The organism is Streptomyces sp. C1-1, assembly GCF_050214755.1.
Taxonomy (GTDB): domain Bacteria; phylum Actinomycetota; class Actinomycetes; order Streptomycetales; family Streptomycetaceae; genus Streptomyces.
Genome location: NZ_CP189826.1, coordinates 7400128 through 7426759, shown reverse-complemented (window position 1 = coordinate 7426759; position 26632 = coordinate 7400128). Strand labels below are relative to the sequence as shown.

Genomic DNA, 26632 nt, shown 5'->3' with positions numbered 1-26632 from the left:
CATGGACACGGCGCTCACCCGGCTGGTGGGGGTCCGGCATCCGATCGTGCAGACCGGCATGGGCTGGGTGGCCGGTCCCCGGCTGGTCGCGGCGACGGCGAACGCGGGCGCGCTGGGCATCCTGGCCTCCGCGACCATGACCGTCGACCGGCTGCGGGAGGCGGTGCGCGAGGTCCGCTCCCGTACGGACGCGCCGTTCGGGGTCAATCTGCGCGCCGACGCGGCGGACGCGGGCGACCGGGTCCGCGTCATGATCGAGGAACGTGTCCGGGTCGCCTCCTTCGCGCTCGCGCCCTCCCCCGGGCTGATCGCCGAGCTCAAGGAGGCGGGCGTCGTCGTCATCCCCTCCATCGGTGCCCGGCGGCACGCGGAGAAGGTCGCCGCCTGGGGTGCGGACGCGGTCATCGTGCAGGGCGGCGAGGGCGGCGGGCACACCGGCGAGGTGGCGACGACGGTCCTGCTGCCGCAGGTGGTGGACGCGGTACGGATACCGGTCGTGGCCGCGGGGGGCTTCTTCGACGGGCGGGGGCTGGTCGCGGCGCTGGCCTACGGGGCGGCGGGGGTCGCGATGGGCACGCGGTTCCTGCTCACCTCCGACTCGACCGTCCCCGACGCGGTGAAGGCGCGGTATCTGGCGGCGGGCGTCAAGGACGTCACGGTGACCAGGGCCGTGGACGGGCTGCCGCACCGGATGCTGCGCACGGACCTGGTCGGCGGGCTGGAGGACGCCGGGCGCGCGCGGGCGCTGCTGCACGCGGTGCGCCGGGCGGCCGGCTTCCGGAAGCTGTCCGGGCTGACCTGGCGGCGGATGGTGCGCGACGGGCTCGCCCTGAAACACGGCAAGGAGCTGTCCTGGAGCCAGGTGCTGCTCGCCGCGAACACCCCGATGCTGCTGAGGGCGGCGATGGTGGACGGCCGTACGGATCTCGGGGTGATGGCGGCCGGGCAGGTCGCCGGGGTGATCGACGACCTGCCGTCGTGCGCCGAGCTGGTGGAGCGGATCATGAAGGAGGCGGAGAAGGTGCGGGAGCGGCTCACAGCCTCTCGATGATCGTCACGTTGGCCTGTCCGCCGCCCTCGCACATGGTCTGCAGGCCGAACCGGCCGCCGGTGCGCTCCAGTTCGTGCAGCAGGGTCGTCATCAGCCGGGTGCCGGTCGCGCCGAGAGGGTGGCCGAGGGCGATCGCGCCGCCGTTGACGTTGACCCTGTCCGGGTCGGCGCCGGTCTCCTTCAGCCAGGCCAGGACGACCGGCGCGAAGGCCTCGTTGATCTCGACGAGGTCGATGTCGTCGATGGTCAGGCCGGTCTTCTCCAGGGCGTGGGCGGTGGCCGGGATGGGCGCGGAGAGCATGCGGATCGGGTCCTCGCCGCGCACGGAGAGGTGGTGCACGCGCGCGCGTGGCGTGAGTCCGTGCTCGCGCACCGCCCGCTGCGAGGCCAGCAGCATGGCCGCCGCCCCGTCGGAGACCTGGGAGGAGCAGGCGGCGGTGATGGTGCCGCCGTCGAGGACCGGCTTCAGCCCGGCCATCTTCTCCGGCGAGGTGTCCCGGCGCGGCCCCTCGTCCACGGCGACCTGGCCGTACGCCACGGTCTCCCGTGAGAACCGGCCCTCGTCGATGGCGCGCAGCGCCCGACGGTGCGAGCGCAGGGCGAACTCCTCCTGGTCCCGCCGGGTGATCCCCCACCTCGCGGCGATCATCTCCGCGCCCACGAACTGGTTGACGGGCTGGTCCCCGTACCGCGCCCGCCAGCCCTCGCTGCCGGCGAAGGGGCCCTGCGTGAGCCCGAGCGGCTCGGCGGCCTGCCGGGTGGCGAAGGCGATGGGGATCATCGACATGTTCTGCACCCCGCCCGCGACCACCAGGTCCTGGGTCCCGGACAGCACTCCCTGCGCGGCGAAGTGCACGGCCTGCTGCGAGGAGCCGCACTGCCGGTCGACGGTCACGCCCGGCACCTCCTCGGGCAGCCCCGCCGCCAGCCAGCAGGTCCGCGCGATGTCCCCGGCCTGCGGCCCGACCGCGTCCAGACAGCCGAAGACGACGTCCTCGACGGCGGCCGGGTCCACGCCCGCCCGCGTCATCAGTTCCTTGAGCACGTGCGCGCCGAGATCGGCCGGGTGGACCCCGCTCAGCCCACCTCCGCGCCGCCCCACGGGCGTTCGGACCGCTTCGACGATGTAGGCCTCGGCCATGGCGACTCCCCACTGGGTCAGGTGCGTACGGCGATCCCGTCCAGCACCATCGACAGGTACTGCCGGGCGATCTCCTCCGGGCTGTGCTGTCCGCCCGGCCGGTACCAGGACGCGGCCACCCACACGGTGTCGCGCACGAACCGGTAGGTCAGTCGGACGTCCAGGTCGGCCCGGAACACCCGGGCGGCGACTCCGCGTTCCAGCGTGGACAGCCACGCCTTCTCGAACCTGCGCTGCGACTCGGCGAGGAACGCGAACCGCTCCTGCGCCACCAGCTGCCGGCTCTCCTTCTGGTAGATCGCGACCGCGGCGCGATGCCGGTCGATCTCCCGGAACGACTCCGTGACCAGGGCCTCCAGCGTCTCCCGCGGCCCCGACTCGGCCTCGAGCACGGCGTCGTAGCCGGCCCACAGCTCGTCGAGGAAGGTGCGCAGGATCTCCTCCAGCATCGATTCCTTGGAGTCGAAGTGGTAGTAGAGGCTGCCCGCGAGCATGCCCGCGTGGTCGGCGATCTTGCGTACGGTCGTGGCGTTGTAGCCCTGTTCGGCGAACACCTCGGCGGCGGTGCCGAGGAGTTCGCGGCGCCGCTCGGCGGCGGCGGTCACCTGGGGCTTCTTCTTGGTCGGCACGGGTACATTCTCGTCCTAGGCGTGCTGGCTGCTGACGGCGACGACCTCGCCGGTCATGTACGAGGAGTAGCCGGACGCCAGGAACACGATGACGTTGGCCACCTCCCAGGGCTCGGCGTACCGCCCGAAGGCCTCGCGTGCGGTCAGCTCCCCCAGCAGCTCGGGCGTCGTCACCTTCACCAGGTGCGGGTGCATGGCGAGGCTCGGCGAGACCGCGTTGACCCGTACCCCGTACTCGGCGGCCTCGATCGCCGCGCACCGGGTCAGCGCCATCACCCCGGCCTTCGCGGCGGCGTAGTGCGCCTGCCCGGCCTGGGCGCGCCAGCCCACGACGGAGGCGTTGTTGACGACGACCCCGCCGCCGCCCTGCTCGCGCAGGATCCCCAAGGCCGCCCGGGTGCACCGGAACGTGCCGTTCAACGTCACGTCCAGCACCCTCGACCACTGCTCGTCGGTCATGTCGACGAGGTCCGCGGTACCGCCCAGACCGGCGTTGTTGACGACGACGTCCAGCCGTCCGTGCCGGCGCACGGCGGTGTCGAACAGCGCCCGCACCTGGGTCTCGTCGGTCACGTCGCACACGGCCGCGCCGACCGCCCGGGCGCCGAACTCCCGGGCCAGCTCGGCTTCGTACTCCTTCAGCCGGCGTCCGTGCGCGTCGCTGATCAGCACGCGCGCGCCCTCCTCCAGGAAGCGCCGCGCGGTCGCGCCGCCGATGCCCGCGCCGGCCGCGGCGGTGATGACGGCCGTGCGGCCCGTCAGCAGTCCGTGCCCGGGCACGTAGGCCGGAGTCTCGACCGTTGTCATAGGGCCACGCTAATCTACCAAATGCTTGTTAGGGAAGGAGCGTAACGACCGTGGACCTCACCGCTTCGCCTGCCGACGAGGCCTTCCGCGCCAAGGCGCGGGCCTGGCTCGCGGCCCATGTGCCGCGCGAACCGCTGCCGTCCCTGGAGACGGAGGAGGGCTTCGCGGCCCACCGGGTCTGGGAGGCCGAACTGGCCGCGGACCGCTGGTCGGTCGTCGACTGGCCCGTGGAGTACGGCGGACGGGACGCGGGCCTGATCCGCTGGCTGGCCTTCGAGGAGGAGTACTGGGCCTCGGGCGCGCCCGGGCGCGTCGGGCAGAACGGCGTCAGCCTGCTCGCGCCGACCCTCTTCGACCACGGCACGCCGGAGCAGCGGGCCCGGGTGCTGCCGGCGATGGCGACCGGTGAGGTGGTCTGGGCCCAGGCGTGGTCGGAGCCTGAGGCGGGCTCGGACCTGGCCTCCCTGAGGTCCAGGGCCGTGCGGGTGGCCGGCGGCTGGCGTCTGAGCGGGCAGAAGACGTGGTCGTCGCGGGCCGCCTTCGCCGACCGTGCCTTCGGGCTGTTCCGCAGCGACCCCGAAGCCCCGAAGCCGCACCAGGGCCTGACCTACCTGATGTTCGACCTGCGGGCCCCCGGCGTCACCGTCCGCCCGATCGGACGGCTCGACGGGAGACCTGCCTTCGCGGAGCTGTTCCTGGACGAGGTGTTCGTGCCCGACGAGGACGTGATCGGGGCGCCCGGCGAGGGCTGGCGGATCGCGATGTCGACGGCGGGGAACGAACGGGGCCTGAAACTGCGCTCCCCCGGACGCTATCTCGCCTCGGCCGCCCGCCTGCTGGACCTGTGGCAGGAGAGGGGCGGTCCGCCGCACGAGCGCGACCGGGTGGCCGACGCCCTGATCGGCGCCCGCGCCTACCAGCTCTTCACCCACGCGGCGGCCGCCCGCTTCCTGGAGGGCGCCTCCCTCGGGGCGGAGTCCAGCATGAACAAGGTGTTCTGGTCCGAGTACGACATCGCGCTGCACGAGACGGCGCTCGATCTGCTGGGCGAGGAGGGCGAGTCGGCGGACACCGCCTGGTCCGAGGGGTACGTCTTCGCCCTCGCCGGCCCGATCTACGCGGGCACGAACGAGATCCAGCGCGACATCGTCGCCGAACGCCTGCTGGGCCTGCCGAAGGGACGCCGGTGATGCGCTTCCTCCTCGACGCCGAGCAGCGCGCGTTCGCCGGGTCCCTGGACGCCATGCTGACGGCCGCGGACACGCCGTCGGTGGTGCGGGACTGGAGCCGGGGCGAGCACGGCGGCGGACGCGCGCTGTGGGGCCGTCTCGCCGACGCGGGCGTGTTCGGGCTCGCGGTTCCAGAGGAGTACGGCGGACTCGGCCTACGGCCCGTCGAACTGGTCGTCGCCTTCGTGGAGTTGGGCCGGCACGCGGTGCCGGGGCCGCTGGTGGAGACCGTCGTGGCGGCCGTGCTGCTGGCGGGCCTGGAGGACACCGGCCCCGCCAAGCGTCTGCTCCCCGCGCTGGCCTCGGGGGAGGCGATGGCGACGGTGGCGTACGGGGGGTCGTACGCCCTGGACGGTGACGTGGCGGACACCCGCCTGGCCCTGGCGTCCGACGGTCTGCGTCTCGCCCCCGGTCACGGCCCGGTCCGCCGCTCCCTCGACCCCGCCCGCCGCCTCACCCCGCTGTCGGCGGGCGGTGAACTCCTCACCACCGGTCCCCCGCCCGGCCTCGCCCTCGTGCACGCCCGTCTGGCCACCGCCGCCCAGGCCCTGGGTGTCGGTCTCGCCCTCCTCGACCGGACCGTGGCCTACGTCGGGCAGCGCACCCAGTTCGGCGTCCCCGTCGGCTCCTTCCAGGCCGTCAAGCACCGTCTGGCCGACGCGAAGATCGCGCTGGAGTTCGCGCGCCCGCTGCTGTTCGGGGCCGCGCTCACCGGGGAGCCGGCCGATGCCGCCGCCGCCAAGGTCGGCGCGTGCGAGGCGGCGTACGCCACCGCCCGGACGGCCCTCCAGCTGCACGGCGCGATCGGGTACACCGCCGAGTGCGACCTGTCCCTGTGGCTGACCAAGGCCCGCGCGCTGCGCACCGCCTGGGGCGGCCCGCGCGAGTGCCGGGAGCTGGTCGTCAGTGGTGGTGGTCGCCGCTGGTGAGCTCCCGGTACTCCTCCCGCGTCGGCTTCTCGACATGCGTCCCGGGCCCGAACATGGCGCGGGCCAGCTGGGCGCGGACCCGCTGCGCGACGGTCACCGGCCTGCGCACCCCGTTGGCGTCCACGCGCGGCCCGATCTCGTAGGGCGGGTGCTGCTCGTGCTGGGTGAGGGTGAACAGCTCGTCCTGCGGAAGCGGCTCGTGCCCCTCGACGAACTCGCCGTGCGGCAGCCGGGTGATGGTGCCGGTCTCCCTGCCGTGCAGCACCTTGTCCCGGTCCTGGCGCTGCAGGCCCATGCAGACCCGTTTGGTGACGACGAAGGCGACGACCGGCGCCACGAAGAAGGCGACCCGCACGAACCAGGTGATCGCGTTGATGGACAGGTGCAGATGCATGGCCACGATGTCGTTTCCGCCGCCGATCAGCAACACCACGTACAGCGCCAGCCAGGCCACGCCCAGCCCGGTGCGCACGGGGGCATTGCGCGGCCGGTCCAGGATGTGGTGTTCGCGCCGGTCGCCCGTGATCCACGCCTCGACGAAGGGATACAGACCCAGGACGAGCAGGAGCAGCGGGAAGAGCGAGAAGGGGATGAGGACGCCCAGCACCAGGGTGTGGCCCCAGGCGTTGATCTCCCATCCCGGCATCACCCGGATCAGGCCCTCGGAGAAGCCGAGGTACCAGTCGGGCTGGGCGCCCGTGGTGACGAGGTCCGGACGGTAGGGCCCGAAGGCCCACACGGGGTTGATGCTCGCGATGCCGCCCATGACCGCCAGCACGCCGAAGACGAGGAAGAAGAAGCCGCCCGCCTTGGCCATGTAGACCGGCAGGAAGGGCATGCCGACCACGCTCTTCTGGTCGCGTCCGGGCCCCGGGTACTGGGTGTGCTTGTGGTAGAAGACCAGGATCAGGTGGGCGACCACGAGTCCCAGCATCAGTCCGGGCAGCAGCAGGACGTGGACCGGGAAGAGCCGCGAGATGATGTCGTGGCCCGGGAACTCGCCGCCGAACAGGAACATCGACAGGTACGTCCCGACGATCGGGATCGACAGGATCGCGCCGTCGGCGAAGCGGATGCCGGTGCCGGAGAGCAGGTCGTCGGGGAGCGAGTAGCCGGTCAGGCCGGTGATGATGCCGAGCATCAGCAGGGTCCAGCCGAACAGCCAGTTGACCTCGCGGGGCTTGCGGAAGGCGCCGGTGAAGAACACCCGCATCATGTGCACCAGCATGCCGGTGACGAAGACCAGCGCCGCCCAGTGGTGGATCTGCCGGATCAGCAGTCCGCCGCGCACGTCGAAGCTGATGTCGAGCGTGGACTCGTACGCCCGGGTCATGCTGACGCCGTTCAGCGGCACGTACGAGCCGTGGTAGACGACCTCGACGCCGCTGGGCTCGAAGAACAGGGTCAGGTAGATGCCGGTGAGGATCAGGATGATGAAGCTGTACAGGCAGACCTCGCCGAGCATGAAGGACCAGTGGTCCGGAAAGACCTTGCGCATGTTGGCCTTGGCCAGCGCGTACAGACCGAGCCGCCCGTCGGCCCAGTCGGCGACCTTCTCGCCCTTGCCCGCGGGCCTCCGGTCGACGGAAGCCCTGTCGTTCTCCGCACGTGCGCCGTCCATACGTTCGTCGCCTCCCCGTCGGATCATTTTCAGGGTGGCATGCCCGCCCCGGCCGAGCCAACGGTGCGGTCAGGCCTGCGGCAGGATCCCCAGGTCCCGCGCGGCCATCAGCCACTTCGGGAACTCGGCCACGAGACGGTCGTACAGCTCCGCGTCCGACACCTTCCGCGGATCCTCCCCCGCGTGGAAGAACCCGGCGTTGTCCACCACCCGCTTGTGCGGCACCGCCAGCTCGTCGAGCTTGCGCAGGAAGTCGAACTGCCTGCTGCCCGGGTCGCCGAAGCCCACGAACTGCCAGAACAGCGGCAGCCTGGCCGCCTTGCACAGATACCGCTCGGCGGCGAGCTTGTTGATCGGGCCGCCGTCGGTCTGGAAGACGACCAGCGCGGGGTGGGTCGAGCCGCTGTCGAGGTAGTGGTCGATGACCGCGTCCATGGCCAGGTGGTAGCTGGTCTTGCCCATGTGCCCGAGCCCGGCCACGATCTCGTCGATCCGCCCTTGGTGGCCGGCGAGCGCGATGTCGGTCTCGGCGTCGACGTCCGTCGAGAAGAAGACGACCGGCACGCGACCGTCGTCGTCGAGGTGCGCGGACAGGCCGAGCACCCGGTCGGCGAGCGCCTGCACACTGCCGTCCTTGTAGTACGGCTTCATCGACCCCGAGTAGTCGACCACGAGGTACACCGCGGCCCGCAGCCCGCCCAGCCCGTGCTTCTCGAGCGACACCCCGGCGCTCTTGTAGAGGCTGACCAGGGCGGGGGCGGTCTCTTCGACCTTCTTCAGACTGATCGCAACCATGGCCCCTACTCTCCCATCCGTCACATCCGTTCGTTATTTTGTTCGCCGCCGACCCCACCGGCTCACCATCCGTCCCATTGCGCCTCCGAGGAGCCGGCCGTGGAGTCCGAGTCCACCGTCACCACCTGCTACCGCCATCCCAGGGTGGAGTGCCACGTCCGCTGCACCCGCTGCGACCGTTACATCTGCCCCGACTGCATGCGGGAGGCGGCCGTCGGCCACCAGTGCCCGGAGTGCGTGCGGGAGGGGGCCCGGTCGGTACGGCAGGCCCGGACGGCGTTCGGCGGCCGGATCGCCTCGGCGCCGACGGTGACGTACGTGCTCGTCGCGCTGAACGTGCTGACGTATCTCGGCGAGATGGTGCGGCCGTCGATCGTGGACCGGTTCGACATGCTGGGCACGGTGCCTGCCGGCTACCTTCCCGAGGGTGTCGCCCACGGCGAGTGGTACCGCCTGCTGACCGGCGCGTTCCTCCATCTGCCGCCCACCGACGGCACGTTCGGCATCCTGCACATCGTGATGAACATGGTGTCGCTGTGGAACATCGGCCGGGTGGTCGAGATGCAGCTCGGCCGGGTCCGCTATCTCGCGCTGTACCTGCTGTCGGCGCTGGGCGGTTCGGTCCTCGTCCTGCTGATCGCGCCGACCACGCCCACGCTGGGAGCGTCCGGCGCGATCTTCGGGCTCGGGGCCGCGTACTACGTCATGGCCCGGCGCCTGGGTGCCGACATGAACGCCGTCAACCGCTTCATGGCGGGCCTGCTGCTGTGGCTGGTGGTCTCCGCCTGGGCCACCTCCTGGCAGGGCCACCTCGGCGGCCTGCTGGCGGGCGGCGTGGTGACACTGGCGTACGCCTACGCCCCGCGTGACAGCCGCCGCACCCTCGTCCAGGTCGGCGCCTGCCTCGCCCTGCTGGCGCTGCTGGTGATCCTGGCGATGGCGAAGGCCGCGGAGCTGACGATCTGAGCACCCGGCTCAGGGCCCCACGCTCATCCCCCACCAGCCGCCGGTATGTGCGACCGAAGTGCGGAAGCAACATGCCCCTTCCCTTTGTTCCATCGGTCGCACGGTCGTCTCGAGGCCGTGAAAGCATCGCGACGCCCGCCCCGCGTCCGGTCGGGGACAATGGGGCGGGCGTCGCGCTCAGTTCCGTACGCCTTTGTACGGGACGCTTTGGTGACCGGCCGTCAGACCATCAGGGAGCGGTCCGTCGGCCGGATCGGGGCCGGCAGGTCGCTCGCACCGGTCAGGAAGCGGTCGCAGCCGCGGGCGGCGGAGCGGCCCTCGGCGATCGCCCACACGATGAGCGACTGACCGCGGCCGGCGTCACCGGCGACGAAGACACCCGGCACGTTGGTCTGGAAGTCGGCGTCGCGGGCGATGTTGCCGCGCTCGTCCAGCTCCAGGCCGAACTGCTCGACCAGGCCGTTCTCCCGGTCGGTTCCGGTGAAGCCCATGGCCAGCGTCACCAGCTGGGCCGGGATCTTGCGCTCGGTACCCGGCTTCGGGGTCAGCCTGCCGTCGACGAACTCGACCTCGGTGAGGTGCAGCCACTGGACGTTGCCGTCCTCGTCGCCCTCGAAGTGGGTCGTGGAGACGGAGTAGACCCGCTCGCCGCCCTCCTCGTGCGCGGACGTCACCTTGTACAGCATCGGGAACGTGGGCCAGGGCTGGCCCGGGTTCCGCTCCTCGCCCGGGCGGGGCATGATCTCCAGCTGCGTGACGGAGGCCGCGCCCTGTCGGTGGGCGGTGCCCACGCAGTCGGCGCCGGTGTCGCCACCGCCGATGACCACGACGTGCTTGCCCTCGGCCGAGATCGGCGAGGTGACGTAGTCGCCCTCCTGGACCTTGTTGGCCAGCGGCAGGTACTCCATGGCCTGGTAGACGCCCTTCAACTCCCGGCCGGGGACGGGAAGATCACGGGCGGTGGTGGCACCGGCGGCGATGACGACCGCGTCGTACCGCTTCTTCAGGTCGGTCGCCTTGAGGTCGCGGCCGATCTCGATGCCGGTACGGAAGCGGGTGCCCTCCGCGCGCATCTGCTCGATACGGCGGTTGATGTGCCGCTTCTCCATCTTGAACTCGGGGATGCCGTAGCGGAGAAGGCCTCCGATGCGGTCGGCGCGCTCGTAGACGGCGACGGTGTGGCCCGCCCGCGTCAGCTGCTGGGCGGCGGCCAGGCCGGCCGGGCCCGAACCGATGACGGCGACCGTCTTGCCCGACAGGCGCTCGGGGATCTGCGCGGCGACCGTGCCGGCGTCCCACGCCTTGTCGATGATCGAGACCTCGACGTTCTTGATGGTGACGGCCGGCTGGTTGATGCCGAGCACACACGCCGACTCACAGGGAGCCGGGCACAGACGGCCCGTGAACTCCGGGAAGTTGTTCGTGGCGTGCAGGCGCTCGGAGGCCGCCGTCCAGTCCTCGCGGTAGGCGTAGTCGTTCCACTCGGGGATCAGGTTCCCCAGCGGACAGCCGTTGTGGCAGAACGGGATGCCGCAGTCCATGCACCGGCCGGCCTGCTTGCTGATGATCGGCAGCAGGGAGCCGGGGACGTAGACCTCGTTCCAGTCCTTGACGCGCTCCTCGACGGGACGGGACTTGGCGACCTCGCGGCCGTGGTTCAAAAAGCCCTTCGGGTCAGCCATTGATCGCCGCCTCCATCATCTTCTCGGTGATCTCGGACTCGGAGAGTCCCGCCTGCTCGGCGGCGTCCTTGGCGGCGAGCACTGCCTTGTACGTGCTGGGGATGATCTTGCTGAAGCGGTCCACGGCGGTGTCCCACTCGGCCAGCAGCTTCTCGGCGACCGTGGAGCCGGTCTCCTCCTGGTGCCGGCGCACGACGTCGTGCAGCCACTGCTTGTCGGTGTCGTCCAGCGCCTCGACGGCGTCGACGTTGCCGACGTTGACGTTGTCGCGGTCGAGGTCGATCACGTAGGCGATGCCGCCGGACATGCCGGCCGCGAAGTTGCGGCCCGTCGGGCCGAGCACCACCGCGTGACCGCCGGTCATGTACTCGCAGCCGTGGTCGCCCACGCCCTCGGAGACCACCAGCGCACCGGAGTTGCGGACACAGAACCGCTCACCGGTACGACCGCGCAGGTACAGCTCGCCGCCGGTCGCGCCGTAGGCGATGGTGTTGCCCGCGATCGTCGAGTACTCGGCGAGGTGGTCGGCGGCCCGGTCGGGACGCACGATCACGCGGCCGCCGGACAGGCCCTTGCCGACGTAGTCGTTGGCGTCGCCCTCCAGGCGCAGTGTGACACCGCGCGGGAGGAAGGCGCCGAAGGACTGGCCCGCGGAACCGGTGAAGGTGATGTCGACGGTGTCGTCGGGCAGACCGGCCCCGCCGAACTTCTTCGTCACCTCGTGGCCGAGCATGGTGCCGACCGTGCGGTTGATGTTGCGGATGGCGACCTGGGCGCGCACCGGCTGGGCGTCGTTCGCGGAGTCCGCGGCCAGGGCGTCGGCGGCGAGCCTGATGAGCTCGTTGTCGAGCGCCTTCGCCAGGCCGTGGTCCTGCTCGATCAGCTGGTGGCGCACCGCGCCCTCGGGCAGCTCGGGCACGTGGAACAGCGGCTCCAGGTCCAGGCCCTGCGCCTTCCAGTGGTTCACCGCGCGGGTCACGTCCAGCGCCTCGGCGTGGCCGACCGCCTCCTCGATGGAGCGGAAGCCGAGCTCGGCGAGGATCTCGCGGACCTCCTGGGCGATGTACTGGAAGAAGTTGACGACGTACTCGGCCTTGCCGGAGAAGCGGTCGCGCAGGACCGGGTTCTGGGTGGCGATGCCGACCGGGCAGGTGTCCAGGTGGCAGACGCGCATCATGACGCAGCCGGAGACGACGAGCGGCGCGGTCGCGAAACCGAACTCCTCGGCGCCGAGCAGCGCGGCGATGACGACGTCACGGCCGGTCTTGAGCTGGCCGTCCGTCTGCACCACGATCCGGTCGCGCAGGCCGTTGAGCAGCAGGGTCTGCTGGGTCTCGGCGAGACCGAGTTCCCAGGGGCCGCCCGCGTGCTTCAGCGAGGTCAGCGGGGACGCACCCGTGCCGCCGTCGTGACCGGAGATGAGCACGACGTCCGCGTGCGCCTTGGACACACCCGCCGCGACCGTGCCGACGCCGACCTCGGAGACCAGCTTGACGTGAATCCGCGCCTGCGGGTTCGCGTTCTTCAGGTCGTGGATCAGCTGGGCCAGGTCCTCGATGGAGTAGATGTCGTGGTGCGGCGGCGGGGAGATCAGGCCCACGCCCGGCGTCGAGTGACGCGTCTTGGCGACCCACGGGTACACCTTGTGGCCGGGCAGCTGGCCGCCCTCGCCGGGCTTGGCGCCCTGGGCCATCTTGATCTGGATGTCGTCCGCGTTGACCAGGTACTCGCTGGTGACGCCGAAGCGGCCGGAGGCGACCTGCTTGATGGCGGACCGGCGGGCCGGGTCGTAGAGACGGTCCGGGTCCTCGCCGCCCTCACCGGTGTTGGACTTGCCGCCCAGCTGGTTCATGGCGATGGCGAGGGTCTCGTGCGCCTCGCGCGAGATGGAGCCGTACGACATGGCGCCGGTCGAGAACCGCTTGACGATCTCGGAGACCGGCTCGACCTCGTCGATGGAGATCGGCTCGCGGCCGGACTTGAAGCCGAACAGGCCGCGCAGCGTCATCAGGCGCTCGGACTGCTCGTTCACGCGCTCGGTGTACTTCTTGAAGATGTCGTAGCGGCCGGTGCGCGTGGAGTGCTGGAGGCGGAAGACCGTCTCCGGGTCGAACAGGTGGGGCTCGCCCTCGCGGCGCCACTGGTACTCGCCGCCGATGTCGAGCGCGCGGTGCGCGGGAGCGATGCCGGAGGCCGGGTAGGCCTTGGCGTGGCGGGCGGCGACCTCCTTGGCGATGACGTCGATGCCGACGCCGCCGATCTTGGTGGCCGTGCCGTTGAAGTACTTCTCGACGAAGGCGTCGTCGAGACCGACGGCCTCGAAGACCTGGGCGCCGCGGTAGGAGGCGACGGTCGAGATGCCCATCTTGGACATGACCTTCAGGACGCCCTTGCCGAGGGCGTAGATCAGGTTGCGGATGGCCTGCTCGGCCTCGATGTCCGACAGGAAGGTGCCGGCGCGGACCAGGTCCTCGACCGACTCCATCGCCAGGTACGGGTTCACGGCCGCGGCGCCGTAGCCGATGAGCAGGGCCACGTGGTGGACCTCGCGGACGTCACCGGCCTCGACCAGCAGGCCCACGTGGGTGCGCTGCTTGGTGCGGATGAGGTGGTGGTGGACGGCCGCGGTGAGCAGCAGCGACGGGATCGGCGCGTGCTCGGCGTCGGAGTGGCGGTCCGACAGGACGATCAGGCGGGCGCCGTTGTCTATGGCCGCGTCGGCCTCGGCGCAGATCTCCTCGATGCGGGCGGCGAGGGCGTCGCCGCCGCCGGAGACCCGGTACAGGCCGGAGAGCGTCGCGGCCTTGAAGCCGGGCATGTCGCCGTCGGCGTTGATGTGGATGAGCTTGGCCAGCTCGTCGTTGTCGATCACCGGGAAGGGCAGGGTGACCGAGCGACAGGAGGCGGCCGTCGGGTCGAGCAGGTTGCCCTGCGGGCCCAGGGAGGAGCGCAGCGAGGTCACGAGCTCCTCGCGGATCGCGTCCAGCGGCGGGTTGGTGACCTGCGCGAACAGCTGGGTGAAGTAGTCGAAGAGCAGGCGCGGGCGCGAGGACAGCGCGGCGATCGGCGAGTCCGTGCCCATCGAACCGATGGGCTCGGCACCGGCCTTGGCCATCGGCGCCAGGATGACGCGCAGCTCTTCCTCGGTGTAACCGAAGGTCTGCTGGCGGCGGGTGACCGAGGCGTGGGTGTGGACGATGTGCTCGCGCTCGGGCAGGTCGGAGAGCTCGATCTCCCCGGCCTCCAGCCACTCGGCGTAGGGGTGCTCGGCGGCGAGACCGGCCTTGATCTCGTCGTCCTCGATGATGCGGTGCTCGGCGGTGTCGACGAGGAACATGCGGCCGGGCTGCAGGCGGCCCTTGCGGACGACCTTGGCGGGGTCGATGTCGAGGACGCCGACCTCGGAGCCGAGGACGACGAGGCCGTCGTCGGTGACCCAGTAGCGGCCGGGGCGCAGGCCGTTGCGGTCGAGGACCGCGCCGACCTGGGTGCCGTCGGTGAAGGTGACACAGGCCGGGCCGTCCCAGGGCTCCATCATCGTGGAGTGGAACTGGTAGAAAGCGCGCCGGGTCGGGTCCATGGAGTCGTGGTTCTCCCACGCCTCCGGGATCATCATCAGCACGGAGTGCGGCAGCGAACGGCCGCCCAGGTGCAGGAGTTCGAGCACCTCGTCGAAGGTCGCGGAGTCGGAGGCGTCCGGCGTGCAGATCGGGAAGACGCGCTCCAGGCCCTTGTCGCCGAACAGGTCGGAGACCAGCTGGGACTCGCGGGCGCGCATCCAGTTGCGGTTGCCCTGGACGGTGTTGATCTCACCGTTGTGCGCGACGAAGCGGTAGGGGTGCGCGAGCGGCCACGAGGGGAAGGTGTTCGTGGAGAAGCGCGAGTGGACCAGCGCGATGGCCGACGCGAAGCGGCGGTCGGACAGGTCCGGGAAGAAGGGCTCCAGCTGGCCGGTGGTCAGCATGCCCTTGTAGACGATGGTGCGGGCCGACAGCGACGGGAAGTAGACGCCGACCTCGCGCTCGGCGCGCTTGCGCAGCGCGAACGCCTTGCGGTCGAGGGTGATGCCCTGCGACGCGCCGTCCGTGACGAAGATCTGCCGGAAGGCGGGCATCGTCGAACGGGCGGTGGCACCCAGCAGCTCGGGGGCGACCGGGACCTCGCGCCAGCCGAGCACCGTGAGGCCCTCGTCGGCGGCGATCGTCTCGATGCGTGAGACGGCCTCGGCGGTCCCGTCCTCGGGCAGGAAGGCGATACCGACGGCGTAGCCGCCCGCCTCGGGCAGCTCGAATCCGGCCACCTCGCGGAAGAAGGCGTCGGGCACCTGGGAGAGGATGCCGGCGCCGTCGCCGGAGTCCGGCTCCGAGCCGGTGGCACCGCGGTGCTCCAGGTTGCGCAGGACGGTCAGGGCCTGCTCGACCAGGGTGTGGGACGCCTCGCCGGTGAGGGTGGCCACGAAGCCGACGCCGCACGCGTCGCGCTCGAAGCGGGGGTCGTACATACCCTGCGCAGCAGGGCGAGCATCCATGAAGGACCAGTTCTGGCCATTCGCGGAATGCTGGGACGGCTGGCGCGGCGTACGCATCGGCTCTCCCGTCGTCGTCTCAAGTGGCATGCAGATTGCCGAGGGACGACGTTGGCCCTCTGCGGAGTGCAAAATTTCGTGCAGGTTACATGATGGAGCGGTTCTCGGGAACCGGGATAATCCGTTCCAACATGCGGACACCGCGCGGCTGCGACCGGGTACCGCGCCCGCGGTGGAAGCTATGGGGGCCGAACGGGACAGATCGGTGTCCGTCGACCCGGAAGGCGGGGAGGGCTGCGTCGCCCTTCCCGCGAGTGCGCGGCAGGCTTCATTGCCCACAGCGCTTACGGCTCATGCCCGGTGGTTAAGCATTCGAAACCAGCGAGTAACGGCTACTTATGCGGCCCAACGCATAAGTACCAGCCGCACTATCCTACGGTCGTTCCGAAGAAGCTGCCCAGGGCGTACGTCACACCCGCCGCGGCACCACCCAGGGCGAGCTGCCGCAGCCCGCTGTACCACCAGCTCCGCGCGGTCACCCGGGCCACCACCGCACCGCACGCGAACAGCCCGAACAGCGCGAGCAGCAGGGCCGGCCACAGCGCGGTCGCACCGAGCAGGTACGGCAGGACGGGCAGCAGGGCGCCCAGCGCGAAGGAGCCGAACGACGACACGGCGGCGACGAGCGGCGAGGGCAGGTCCCCGGGGTCGATCCCGAGCTCCTCACGGGCGTGGATCTCCAGGGCCTGCTCGGGGTCCTTCGACAGCTGCCGGGCGACCTCCCGGGCCAGCGCGGGCTCGACGCCCCGGGCCTCGTACAGCGCCGCGAGCTCGGCCTCCTCGTCGGCCGGGTGCTTGCGCAGTTCGGCGCGCTCCACGGCCAGCTCGGCCTCGACCAGCTCGCGCTGCGAGGCGACGGAGGTGTACTCTCCGGCGGCCATCGAGAAGGCGCCCGCGGCGAGGCCCGCGAGGCCGGTCAGCACGAGGGTGTTCGGGCTCACGGCCCCGCCCGCCACACCGGTCATCAGCGCGAGGTTGGAGACCAGCCCGTCCATGGCGCCGAACACCGCCGGCCGCAGCCACCCTCCGTTGACGTCCCGGTGCGTGTGGTTGTCGCGGTGCGCCTCGTGGAGCGTGGCCTCGGTCTCGATGATCGCCATAGCGGGGGTCCCCCAGGGAAGCTAAGCCAAAGCTAACTTTGGACAACGTCTACTCTTCGACAACACGGAACCTACGCCTTCGCATTCCCGTCCGCCAGCAAGGAAAGGCTGGGCTAACCTGCGCTTTTGCGATGTCGACCGGGTGACATGAGCCCCTTGGAGGCTGGGGTCAACCGCCGATGGTGGGACTTATCCGCAAAGGGTTCCCCGTCCTGTGCGGACGAAGGGCTCCGCGCCCTGAAGGGACCCCCCTCCCGGAGAGGCCCCGTATGGCATCGATCCGCGAACGCGCACGCGGCGCACTGCTCGGTCTGGCGGTCGGAGACGCCCTCGGGGCACCCGCCGAGAACCTCAAACCGTCTCAGATCCGGGCCCGTTGGGGCCGTATCACCGGCTACGTCGCGGACGAACCGGCCGGTACGGACGACACGGAGTACGCGATCTTCTCGAGTCTGCTCCTGGCCCGCCACGGCTCGGCCCTCACCCCGGCCCACGTGGAGGCGGCCTGGCACGAGTGGATCGCGGACCGCGCGGAGGGGCCCTTCCGCGGAGCGGGCTTCAGCGAACGCGGCACCCTGCAGAACCTCCGCCGCGGTCTCGCGGCCCCCATCTCGGCCCAGCACCGGCACGCCTGGAGCGACGGACTGGCCATGCGCGCGGCCCCCTTCGGCGTCTTCGCAGCGGGCCGCCCGGCCGAGGCGGCCCGGCTGGCGGCGATCGACGGCTCGGTGAGCCACGAGGGCGAGGGCATCTACGGCGGCCAGGCGGTGGCGGCCGGGGTGGCCGCGGCGATGGCGGGGGCGCCGCCGACCGCCGTGGTGGCCGCGGCCCTGGCGGTCGTCCCCGACGACTCCTGGACGGCCCGCTCCCTGCGCCGCGCGGTCACGGTGGCCCACCGCGGCGAACGGGCCGTCCGCTCGGCGGTCGTCATCGGCGGCTACCCCTGGACCGACCTGGCCCCGGAAGCCGTGGCCCTGGCCTTCGGCGCGTACGCGGCGGCCGACGGCGACTTCCGCGACGCGGTCCTCACCGCGGTGAACATGGGCCGCGACGCCGACACGACGGCCGCGGTCGCGGGCGCACTGGCGGGGGCGACGCGGGGCGAGACCGAGATCCCTCAGGAGTGGGCGGCGGCGATCGGCCCGGTCCGGGGAAGGTGCCTGCCGGCGATGGCGGGGCACCACGTCCTGGAGGTGGCCGACCTGCTGACGACGACCACGACGGAGACGACCCCATGACGCCCCCGCTCCCCTGGGACGAGGGCACGACCACGGAACCCACGATCACGCCGACCCCGTACGAACCCGCGGTCGAAACGACGATCACACCGAAGCCGTACGAAGCCCCGGCCGGAAAGACGATCACACCGAAGCCGTACGAGCCCGCGGTCGCCGGGGGCGGGGACGTACCGCAGGGGCCACCCGCACCCGACGACGAAAGCCGCACGGGTGGTGCGGATCGACACGAATCCGCCGAAGGCGAGGCCGAGGCCCGCACCGGAACCCGGCCCCGGAGAACCGTCGGCCTCCTCCTCGGCCTCGCCGCAGGCGACGCCGCCGGCTGGCCCGCCGCCCGCCACAGAGCCGCCCGCATGCCCGACTGGACCCGCCGCCTCACCCGGGAACTCGACACCTTCGCCGAGACCAACGCCACGACCACCCTCCCCGTCCCCCTCGCCCTCAACCAGCCCCCCGAACCCCTCCACCTCGGCCCCTCCGACGACGCGGAATGGGCGGCCTTCGCCGCGGAAGCCCTCCTGCGCGCCGGTGACGACACCGTCCTCGCCGACCTCGGCCGGGAACGCCGTACGAGGGCCGCCATCGACCTCACCTGGAACGCCCTGGCGAGCGAGGTGGCCGCCGCGGCACAACGCGCCCCGGAGGTCGAGTCCGCCGTCCTCCCCCTCCGCGCCCGCATCTCCGTCCGCGCGGGCCTCGGCAACCTCGCCGCCGGCCTGCGCCCGCCCGCCACCGGCCACGACAACCCCCACTACTTCGACGACGCGGCCTGCGTCCGGGCCTGTGTCCTCGCCGTCGCCCACCCCGGCGACCCCCGACTCGCCGCGGACCTGGCCGAGTTCGACGCCCGCTACACCCAGGACGGCGACGGGGTGCACGGCGCCCGCGCGATGGCGGCGGCCGTCTGCCTCGCCCTGACCGGCGCGGACGCGGCGACCTGCGTCTCGGCGGCCCTGGTCCAGCTCCCCGAGGGCACCGAGATCGGCCGCAACGCCCGCCACGCCCTGAAGCTGGCCCACGACACCGAATCGGCCTTCGCCCTGGTCCCCCTCCTGGAACACCAGATCGTCGACCACGTCTACAGCTACGGCATCGCGGCCGCCGAGACGGTCCCGGTGGCCCTGGCCCTGACCGTCGCCGCCCGGGGCCGTATCACCGAGGCCGTACCGGCCGCGGCCTGTCTGTCCCGGGTCGCCGACTCCGCCCCGGCCCTGGCGGGCGCCCTGACCGGCGCGCTGGGCGGCGGCGCGTCGATCCCCGCCGGCTGGCGGGACGCCTGCCGCACGCTCTCCGGCTGCGCGCTTCCCCGCCTCACCGGTACCGACCTCGTGGAACTCGCCGAACTCCTGGAAGCCGCACAACCGGCCCCGCCGGGGGGATGATTCGGGTCATGACGCCCAAACACCCAGAAACAAATCTAGAGGACCGCATCTCGGGAGCCCTCGTGGGCGCGGCGGTCGGCGACGCGTTGGGCGGCCCGGTCGAGGGCTACTCCCCCGCCCAGATCCTCGAACGCCACGGCGGCCGCGTCCACGGCGTCGTCGGTCCCTGGAACGGGGACGCCTGGCGCACGGCCCGCCCCCTCGCGCCGTACCACAAGGGCGACGGCCACATCACCGACGACACGTTGATGACCCACGCCCTGGTACGGGTCTACGCGACCGTCCGCGACCACCTGGACGCCTACGCGATCGCCGACCACCTGGTCCCGGACCTGATGAACAACCCCCGCTGGATTCCGGAACTCGAGCGGGAGGCCCTGCCCCTGCACCGCCTCTTCCTCGCCGAGAAGTGGCTGGTGACCCGCCTCCACTACGCCCACGCCGACCCGCGCGAGGCCGGCGTCGGCAACATCGTCAACTGCGGCGCGGCGATGTACATGGCTCCGGTCGGCCTGGTCAACGCGGCCAACCCGCCGGGCGCCTACGCCGAGGCGATCGACGTCGCGGGCGCCCACCAGTCGTCGTACGGCCGAGAGGCGGCGGGCGTCTTCGCGGCGGCGGTGGCCGCGGCCTGCGCCCCGGACGCGACCCCGGACTCGATCGTCGCCGCGGCGCTCTCCCTGGCGAAGGACGGCACCCGCACGGCGATCGAGCAGGTCTGCGAAGTGGCCGCCCGGCACACGGACTTCGAGTCCGCCCTGGTCCCCCTCCGCGAGGCGGTCACCCCGTACGACACCGTGGGCCCCGACTATCGCCGGCCCTCACTCGGCGCGCGCCGCCCCTCCCGCCTCCACGCCATCGAGGAACTCCCCGTCGCACTGGGCATGTTGCTGGTGTCCGGCGGCGAGTACCGCCACGCGGTCCTGGGCGCCGTCAACTACGGCCGCGACTGCGACTCCATCGCGACCATGGCGGGCGCGCTGGCCGGCGCCCTGGGCTCCCCGGTCCCGGAGGAATGGTCGAAGACGGTGGCGGAGGCGAGCCGCCTGGACCTGTGGGAGCCGGCCGCGTCTCTGACCGACGTCACCCGGGAGATCTTCGAACGGGACGTGCGCCGCCGCAGGGCCCACGAGTCGGCCTTCACCGAGATCGGAGGCCTGAGATGCTCCGACTGACCTGGGTCCAGCCGGAGGACCTGCTCGGCCACGAACTCCGCCAGGCACGGCTGGACGGCCGGGAGCCCGCGGCGATCGCGGCGCGGTGGAGGGCGGCGGGCGGCAGGGACGCCCCGACCGCGGCAGGCGCGTCGGCCGACCGGCCCTCGCGCTACCTGAGACAACTCGCCGAGGACCTGCTGGACGAACTCGCCGATCTGCCGGACCGGTTGGCGGAGGCCGAGCCGACGGACCTGGCGGGGATCAGGGCGCTGTGCCCGGACTGGCCGACGCCGGTGAGCGACCCGGCCCCGACAGCGACGGGTCTCGAAGCCGCCTGGCTCGGCCGGGCGGTCGGCTGTCTCCTGGGCAAGCCCGTGGAGAAACTCCCCCTCGAAGCCATCCGCGGGCTGGCCCGGTCCACCGGCAACTGGCCCCTCGGCACGTACTTCACGGCGAAGGGCGTCCCCGAGGACCTGCTGCGCGCCCACCCCTGGAACCGCCGCTCCGCCCCCACCTCACTCGCCGAGAACATCGACGGCATGCCGGAGGACGACGACCTCAACTACCCGCTCCTCAACCTTCTGTTGCTGCAACGCCACGGCCGCCGCTTCACCCTCGACGACGTGGCGCGGCTCTGGCTCGACGAACTCCCGGCCGGCCGCACCTTCACGGCCGAGCGCGTCGCCTGCCGCAATCTCCTCAGCGGCATCGAACCCCCGCACACCGCCCGCCACCGCAACCCCTTCCGGGAGTGGGTCGGCGCCCTCATCCGCGCCGACGTCCACGGCTGGACCAACCCCGGCAATCCTGCCGCCGCGGCGGAACAGGCCCACACCGACGCCACCCTCACCCACACCGCCAACGGCGTCTACGCGGCGATGTTCACGGCGGCCACCATCGCGTGCGCGGCGACCGGCACCCACGACGTCCACACCTGTCTGCGCACCGGCCTCACCGTGATCCCACCCCGCTCACGGCTGTCCGAGGCGATCCGCCACGCCCTTCGACTCGCCCACGAGCACACCGACTTCGACACCGTCGTGGACGAACTCCACGCCACCTACGGCGACACCCACCACTGGGTCCACGCCGTCCCCAACACCGCCCTGATCGCCGCCGCCCTCACCCACGCCGACGGCGACTTCACCGGCACCGTCTCCCGCGCGGTCGGCGGAGGCTGGGACACGGACAGCAACGGCGCCACCGCCGGCGGCATCGCCGCCCTCCTCGCCGGCACCCCCTCCGCGCTCCCCCACCACTGGACGGCCCCCCTCAAGAACCGGCTCGCCACCTCCGTCGGCGACTTCAACGGCATCGGCTTCGACACCCTGGCCCACCTCACCCACCGGGAGGCATCCCGCCCATGACCCACATCGTCGTGCTGGGCAGCACGAACATGGACCTCGTCACCTACGTCGAGAAGGCACCGCAGCGCGGAGAGACGGTGACGGGACGGGAGTTCCGCACCATCCCCGGCGGCAAGGGCGCCAACCAGGCGATCGCCGCGGCCCACGCGGGCGCCACGGTCTCGATGATCGGCGCGGTCGGCACCGACGCGTACGGCCCCCGGCTGCGCGCCACCCTCGAACTCCCCCACCCTCGGCTTCGCTCGGGCGGGGGGACCCCCATGGGTGTCGACACCGATCTGCTCCGCACCATCGAGGGCCCCTCCGGCACCGCCCACATCGTCGTGGACGACGAGGGCGGCAACGCGATCGTCGTGATCCCCGGCGCGAACGGCACCGTCGACCACCTCGTCCCCGGCGACGAAGCCCTGATCGCCTCCGCCGACACCCTGCTGCTCCAGTTGGAGGTCCCGATGCCGGCGGTCGTCGCGGGCGCGCGGGCCGCCCGGGCCCACGGCGTCCGCACCATCCTCACCCCCGCGCCCGCCCAGCCCCTGCCGGCCGAACTCCTCGCCACCACCGACCTGTTGGTGCCCAACGAGTACGAGGCGATCACCCTCACCGGCCGTACCGACGCCGTCGAGGCGGCCATCGCCCTGCTGGACAGCGTCCCGGCCGTGGTCGTCACGCTCGGCGCGGCGGGCAGCCTGTACGTCGCGCGCGGCGCCGAACCCCTCGCCGTCCCCGCGCCGCAGGTGACCGCCGTCGACTCCACCGGAGCGGGCGACACCTTCGTCGGCGCGCTCGCCACCGCACTCGGCCAGGAGCGGCCGATCCGTGAGGCCCTGCGGTGGGCCGCCGCCGCGGCGGCCCTCTCCGTCCAGCGCCCGGGCGCCTCCGCGTCGATGCCGTACCGCTCAGAGATCGAGGCCCAGTACACGTCATGACCACATCCCCCGCCCCCCGCACCGCCCCGCTCGCCGGTCTGCGCGTCCTCGACCTCGCCACCCTCTTCGCCGGTCCCCTCGCCGCCACCATGCTCGGCGACTTCGGCGCGGAGGTGATCAAGATCGAGCATCCCGGGAGACCCGACCCGTCGCGCGGGCACGGCCCGTCGAAGGACGGCATCGGCCTGTGGTGGAAGATCCTCGGCCGCAACAAGCGCACCATCACCCTCGACCTGTCCAGGCCGGGCGGCCAGGCCACGCTGCTGCGGCTCGCGGCCGAGGCAGATGTGCTGATCGAGAACTTCCGCCCCGGCACCCTGGAGAAATGGGACATCGGCTGGCCGGAGCTCTCCGCCGCCAACCCCCGTCTGGTGCTCACCCGCGTCACCGGCTTCGGCCAGTTCGGCCCCTACGCCCACCGTCCCGGCTTCGGCACCCTCGCCGAGGCGATGAGCGGCTTCGCCGCGATCACCGGCGAGCCCGACGCCCCGCCGACGCTGCCGCCCTTCGGCCTCGCCGACTCCATCGCCGGCCTGGCGACGGCGTACGCCGTCATGACGGCCCTCGCCGCCCGCGACCGCACCGGCGAGGGCCAGGTCGTCGACATGGCGATCATCGAGCCGATCCTCACCGTCCTCGGCCCCCAGCCGACCTGGTACGACCAGCTCGGCTACGTCCAGCGGCGCACCGGCAACCGCTCCGCCAACAACGCCCCGCGCAACGCCTACCGCACGGCCGACGGCACCTGGGTCGCCGTCTCCACCTCGGCGCAGTCGGTCGCCGAGCGGCTGATGTGTCTGGTGGGCAGGCCCGACCTGATCGACGAGCCCTGGTTCGCGACGGGCGCCGACCGCGCCGCGCACGCCGACGTCCTCGACGAGGCGGTCGGCACCTGGATCGCCGCCCGCACCCGCACCGAGGTGCTGGCGGCCTTCGAGAAGGCGGAGGCGGCCGTCGCCCCCATCCAGGACGTACGGGACGTGCTGACCGACCCGCAGTACCAGGCCCTCGACACGGTCACCACCCTCGACGACCCGGACCTGGGGCCGCTGCGCATGCAGAACGTCCTCTTCCGGCTCTCCGACACGCCCGGCGCGATCCGCTGGGCGGGCCGCGCGCACGGGGCGGACACGACCGAGGTCCTCACCGAACTGGGCCTGACGGCGGCCGAGTTGACGGCCCTTCGCGAGGAGGGCGCCGTATGACGCCACCGACCCCGCTCACCTGGCTGTACGTGCCCGGCGACCGTCCCCGCGTGGTCGCCAAGGCGCTGGTCTGCGGCGCCGACGTCGTCATCGTCGACCTGGAGGACGCGGTCGCCCCGGACCGCAAGGCCTACGCCCGTGAGGCCACGGCCGACCTGCTGTCCTGCCGCCAGCCCGTCCCGGTCCACGTCCGCGTGAACGCCCTGGACGGCCCCCTGGCGGCCCGGGACCTGGAGGCGATCGCGCCGCTCCCCGGCCTGGCGGGCCTGCGGCTGCCCAAGGTGACCTCCCCGGCCCAGGTGACCCGCATCGCCAAGGCCACCGCCCGCGCCTCGGTCTCCGGCGGCGCCCCGGCCCTGTACGCGCTGCTGGAGACGGCCCTGGGCGTGGAGCACGCCTACGCCATCGCCGCCGCCCACCCGTCCCTGCGCGGCATCTCCCTCGGCGAGTCGGATCTCCGCGCCAACCTCGGCGTACGCGGGGACGCGGGTCTCGACTGGTCCCGTTCCCGGGTGATCGTGGCGGCGAGGGCGGCGCGGCTGCCCCCGCCGCCGCAGTCGGTCCACCCCGACATCCGCGACCTGGAGGGCCTGGCCGCCTCCTGCACCCACGGCCGCACCCTCGGCTTCCTCGGCCGCGCCGCCATCCACCCCCGCCAGCTCCCGATCATCGAACGCGCCTACCTCCCCACCGAGCGGGAGATCGAGGAGGCGGAGACGATCGTGAAGGCGGCGACCCGCGAGAAGGGCGCCCAGGCCCTGCCGGACGGCCGCTTCATCGACGCGGCGGTGGTGGCGGCGGCCCAACGCACTCTGTCCCTGACCAACCGCCGCTGACATCTCATTTCTTTCCGCCGCAACGGCGAGAACGACGACGGCGGGTCCCGGCGTTGCCAACCCGCCGGGACCCGCCGTCGAACGAACAGATCAGCTCTTCTTGGCCGACTCGGCGTCGTCCTTCGCCTCCGCCTCCGCGGAGTCAGCTTCCTTCGCCTCGGCGTCGGCCTCACCGCCGGAGGCTTCCTCACCGCCGGAGGCATCAGCGGCAGCGTCGGCCACGCCGGGCTCGACCACCGCTTCCCGCCCGGGCCGCTTCTTCGCCGACACGACGATGTACACCACCGCCAGCAGGAACACGATCCCCGCGGTCCAGTCGTTCAGCCGCAGCCCCAGGATGTGGTGCGCGTCGTCGACCCGCATGTACTCGATCCACGCCCGGCCCACGCAGTACGCCGCGACGTACAGCGCGAACGCCCGCCCGTGCCCCATGTTGAAGCGCTTGTCGGCCCAGATGACCAGCAGCGCCACGCCGATGCACCACAGGGACTCGTAGAGGAAGGTGGGGTGGTAGTACCCGGGCACGCGGCCGTCCGTCGAGGACGTGATGTGCAGCGCCCAGGGAACGTGCGTCTCCTTGCCGTACAGCTCCTGGTTGAACCAGTTGCCCCAGCGGCCGCAGGCCTGCGCGAGGGCGATGCCGGGTGCGACCGCGTCGGCGTACGCGGGCATCGGGATGCCCCGGCGGCGGCAGCCGATCCAGGCGCCCAGCGCACCGAGCGCGATCGCGCCCCAGATGCCGAGGCCGCCCTGCCACACCTTGAAGGCGTCCACCCAGTCACGGCCCTGGCTGAAGTACAGCTCGTAGTCCGTGATCACGTGGTAGAGCCGGCCGCCGACGAGGCCGAAGGGCACCGCCCAGACAGCGATGTCGGCCACCGTTCCGGCACGCCCGCCGCGGGCGATCCAGCGCTTGTTGCCGAGCCAGACCGCGACGAAGACGCCGATGATGATGCAGAAGGCATAGCCGCGCAGCGGAATGGGGCCGAGGTACAGCACCCCGCGTGACGGGCTCGGAATGTAGGCAAGTTCTTCCATGGCAGGGTCGACGCTACCGTGCCGGGCCGGGCCCACGGCAAGCAGCCCGGCTACGGGTCCATAACGGGCGGGTGTGAATGCGCCCGTCGCGCCTTACCCCTTGTCGGCCTGCTGCACCAGCTGCTTCAGCTTCGCCGGGGTCATCGACTGGTCCTGGTAGATGTTCTTGCCGTTCAGCAGCACGGTCGGGGTGCCGGTGAAGCCGCTCGACTTGAAGGCGGCGTTCGACTTGTCCACCCAGCCGTCGTGCGTGCCCTTGTCGACGCAGGCGCGGAAGGCCGCCGTGTCGAGCCCGTTCACCTTGCCGGCCAGTTCGACCAGCTTGGCGTTGTCGCCGAAGGCGTCGTTGGTCTCCTCGGGCTGGTTGTCGTAGAGCACGTCGTGGTAGTCGCGGAACTTCCCCGCGTCCTGGGCACAGGCGGCGGCGTTGCCGGCGCGCAGGGAGCCGGTGCCGCCGAGGTTGCCGTCGATCAGCCTGACCAGGTGGTACTCGATCCTGAGCCGCCCGGAGTCGGCCAGTTCGTGGAGCGTGGGGCGGTACGTCGTCTCGAAGGCCCGGCAGGCCGGGCAGCGGAAGTCCTCCCAGACGGTGAGCGTGGATCTGGCGCCGTCCTTGCCGACGGGGATCGCGAGGCCGTCCTTGCCCTGCGCCCCGGACGGCGCCGTGGCCGGGCCGGAACTCTTGGTGCCCTTGTCCTTTCCGGCGTTCGCCGCGATCACGCCGATCACCGCCGCGAGCCCCAGTACGCAGACCACGCTCGCGCCGACGATCAGGGCCCGCCGCCGCTTCTCGGCGGCCTTCTGCTTCTCGCGCTCGGCCGCCAGCCGCTCCCGGGCGCGGCGCTTTCCCTCATGCTTCTTCTCGCTCACACCCCAGGAACGAACCGGGGAGGCGCAGCGCGCCTCCCCGGTCCCAGGTCCACCCGTTCGAGTGACCGAATGATCCCT

At 72.0% G+C, this 26632-nt stretch carries 21 protein-coding genes; 11 read left to right on the top strand and 10 right to left on the bottom strand.

The annotated features are described in order from the left end of the window. The first annotated feature begins 1 nt into the window (after position 1). Complete coding sequence (locus tag ACQF4J_RS33685) at positions 2-1051, top strand: NAD(P)H-dependent flavin oxidoreductase (protein ID WP_427167535.1); 1050 nt, start codon at positions 2-4, stop codon at positions 1049-1051. On the opposite strand, the gene ACQF4J_RS33680 is transcribed toward ACQF4J_RS33685, so the two are convergent. The 3 genes from ACQF4J_RS33680 to ACQF4J_RS33670 are packed head-to-tail and all read right to left on the bottom strand — an operon-like array spanning position 1035 to position 3628. Beyond that, complete coding sequence (locus ACQF4J_RS33680; RefSeq protein WP_351798659.1) at positions 1035-2192, bottom strand: acetyl-CoA C-acetyltransferase; 1158 nt, start codon at positions 2190-2192, stop codon at positions 1035-1037. The two genes, ACQF4J_RS33685 and ACQF4J_RS33680, sit on opposite strands and share 17 nt — an antisense overlap. A gap of 17 nt (positions 2193-2209) precedes the next feature. Further along, entirely contained in the window at positions 2210-2821 is a 612-nt protein-coding gene (locus ACQF4J_RS33675) for a TetR/AcrR family transcriptional regulator (RefSeq protein ID WP_058925909.1), read from the bottom strand. Positions 2822-2836: 15 nt separating this feature from the next. Next, positions 2837-3628, bottom strand: a complete 792-nt coding sequence (locus ACQF4J_RS33670) for an SDR family oxidoreductase (RefSeq protein ID WP_351561995.1) — start codon at positions 3626-3628, stop codon at positions 2837-2839. Between the two features lie 50 nt (positions 3629-3678). Here ACQF4J_RS33670 and ACQF4J_RS33665 point away from each other — a divergent pair, with 50 nt between their 5' ends. Both ACQF4J_RS33665 and ACQF4J_RS33660 read left to right on the top strand, forming a co-directional pair. Then, on the top strand, positions 3679-4818 hold the full coding sequence (locus tag ACQF4J_RS33665; RefSeq protein ID WP_351561998.1) for an acyl-CoA dehydrogenase family protein: 1140 nt from the start codon (positions 3679-3681) through the stop codon (positions 4816-4818). Beyond that, a complete protein-coding gene (locus ACQF4J_RS33660; RefSeq protein ID WP_351562001.1) occupies positions 4818-5786 on the top strand; it encodes an acyl-CoA dehydrogenase family protein in 969 nt (322 codons plus the stop codon). The genes ACQF4J_RS33665 and ACQF4J_RS33660 overlap by 1 nt, the downstream gene beginning before the upstream one ends. Here the strand turns inward: ACQF4J_RS33660 and ACQF4J_RS33655 are convergent. Together ACQF4J_RS33655 and ACQF4J_RS33650 are read right to left on the bottom strand one after the other, a co-directional pair. Further along, positions 5761-7407 carry a cytochrome bc1 complex cytochrome b subunit gene (locus ACQF4J_RS33655; RefSeq protein WP_351562004.1) on the bottom strand — a complete coding sequence of 549 codons (1647 nt, stop codon included), beginning with the start codon at positions 7405-7407 and terminating at the stop codon, positions 5761-5763. The two genes, ACQF4J_RS33660 and ACQF4J_RS33655, sit on opposite strands and share 26 nt — an antisense overlap. Positions 7408-7476: 69 nt before the next feature. Further along, a complete protein-coding gene (locus ACQF4J_RS33650; RefSeq protein WP_351562005.1) occupies positions 7477-8202 on the bottom strand; it encodes a vWA domain-containing protein in 726 nt (241 codons plus the stop codon). Positions 8203-8301: 99 nt separating this feature from the next. On the opposite strand from ACQF4J_RS33650, the gene ACQF4J_RS33645 reads away from it, so the two are divergent. Beyond that, entirely contained in the window at positions 8302-9168 is an 867-nt protein-coding gene (locus tag ACQF4J_RS33645) for a rhomboid family intramembrane serine protease (RefSeq protein WP_427167534.1), read from the top strand. 221 nt (positions 9169-9389) lie between these two features. Here the strand turns inward: ACQF4J_RS33645 and ACQF4J_RS33640 are convergent, their stop codons facing one another. From ACQF4J_RS33640 to ACQF4J_RS33630, 3 genes are all read right to left on the bottom strand, one after another. Beyond that, complete coding sequence (locus tag ACQF4J_RS33640; RefSeq protein ID WP_351562011.1) at positions 9390-10850, bottom strand: glutamate synthase subunit beta; 1461 nt, start codon at positions 10848-10850, stop codon at positions 9390-9392. Continuing rightward, positions 10843-15435 carry a glutamate synthase large subunit gene (gltB, locus tag ACQF4J_RS33635; protein ID WP_351562017.1) on the bottom strand — a complete coding sequence of 1531 codons (4593 nt, stop codon included), beginning with the start codon at positions 15433-15435 and terminating at the stop codon, positions 10843-10845. The genes ACQF4J_RS33640 and gltB overlap by 8 nt, the downstream gene beginning before the upstream one ends. Positions 15436-15803: 368 nt before the next feature. Beyond that, the gene (locus ACQF4J_RS33630) at positions 15804-16535 is read right to left on the bottom strand and encodes a VIT1/CCC1 transporter family protein (RefSeq protein ID WP_351562020.1); all 732 of its coding nucleotides are present in this window, start codon (positions 16533-16535) and stop codon (positions 15804-15806) included. A gap of 269 nt (positions 16536-16804) precedes the next feature. On the opposite strand from ACQF4J_RS33630, the gene ACQF4J_RS33625 reads away from it, so the two are divergent. Genes ACQF4J_RS33625 through ACQF4J_RS33595 form a run of 7 tightly spaced genes read left to right on the top strand, consistent with a single transcriptional unit; the run spans position 16805 to position 24646 of the window. Next, positions 16805-17773, top strand: coding sequence for an ADP-ribosylglycohydrolase family protein (locus ACQF4J_RS33625; protein ID WP_351562023.1), 969 nt, complete (start codon positions 16805-16807; stop codon positions 17771-17773). Then, positions 17770-19155, top strand: coding sequence for an ADP-ribosylglycohydrolase family protein (locus ACQF4J_RS33620; protein ID WP_427167533.1), 1386 nt, complete (start codon positions 17770-17772; stop codon positions 19153-19155). Before ACQF4J_RS33625 ends, ACQF4J_RS33620 begins: the two co-directional genes overlap by 4 nt. A gap of 8 nt (positions 19156-19163) precedes the next feature. Next, the gene (locus ACQF4J_RS33615) at positions 19164-20330 is read left to right on the top strand and encodes an ADP-ribosylglycohydrolase family protein (RefSeq protein WP_427167532.1); all 1167 of its coding nucleotides are present in this window, start codon (positions 19164-19166) and stop codon (positions 20328-20330) included. Beyond that, positions 20318-21679, top strand: coding sequence for an ADP-ribosylglycohydrolase family protein (locus ACQF4J_RS33610; protein WP_427167531.1), 1362 nt, complete (start codon positions 20318-20320; stop codon positions 21677-21679). The genes ACQF4J_RS33615 and ACQF4J_RS33610 overlap by 13 nt, the downstream gene beginning before the upstream one ends. Beyond that, positions 21676-22605 (top strand): ribokinase, encoded by a 930-nt coding sequence (locus tag ACQF4J_RS33605; protein WP_427167530.1) that lies wholly within the window; start codon positions 21676-21678, stop codon positions 22603-22605. The genes ACQF4J_RS33610 and ACQF4J_RS33605 overlap by 4 nt, the downstream gene beginning before the upstream one ends. Continuing rightward, positions 22602-23810 carry a CaiB/BaiF CoA transferase family protein gene (locus ACQF4J_RS33600; protein WP_351562037.1) on the top strand — a complete coding sequence of 403 codons (1209 nt, stop codon included), beginning with the start codon at positions 22602-22604 and terminating at the stop codon, positions 23808-23810. The genes ACQF4J_RS33605 and ACQF4J_RS33600 overlap by 4 nt, the downstream gene beginning before the upstream one ends. Then, positions 23807-24646 carry an HpcH/HpaI aldolase/citrate lyase family protein gene (locus ACQF4J_RS33595; protein ID WP_351562040.1) on the top strand — a complete coding sequence of 280 codons (840 nt, stop codon included), beginning with the start codon at positions 23807-23809 and terminating at the stop codon, positions 24644-24646. Before ACQF4J_RS33600 ends, ACQF4J_RS33595 begins: the two co-directional genes overlap by 4 nt. Positions 24647-24736: 90 nt before the next feature. Here the strand turns inward: ACQF4J_RS33595 and lgt are convergent, their stop codons facing one another. Beyond that, positions 24737-25684 carry a prolipoprotein diacylglyceryl transferase gene (gene lgt, locus ACQF4J_RS33590; protein ID WP_427167529.1) on the bottom strand — a complete coding sequence of 316 codons (948 nt, stop codon included), beginning with the start codon at positions 25682-25684 and terminating at the stop codon, positions 24737-24739. 93 nt (positions 25685-25777) lie between these two features. Next, positions 25778-26554 (bottom strand): DsbA family protein, encoded by a 777-nt coding sequence (locus tag ACQF4J_RS33585; RefSeq protein WP_351562046.1) that lies wholly within the window; start codon positions 26552-26554, stop codon positions 25778-25780. Between the last annotated feature and the right edge of the window lie 78 nt (positions 26555-26632).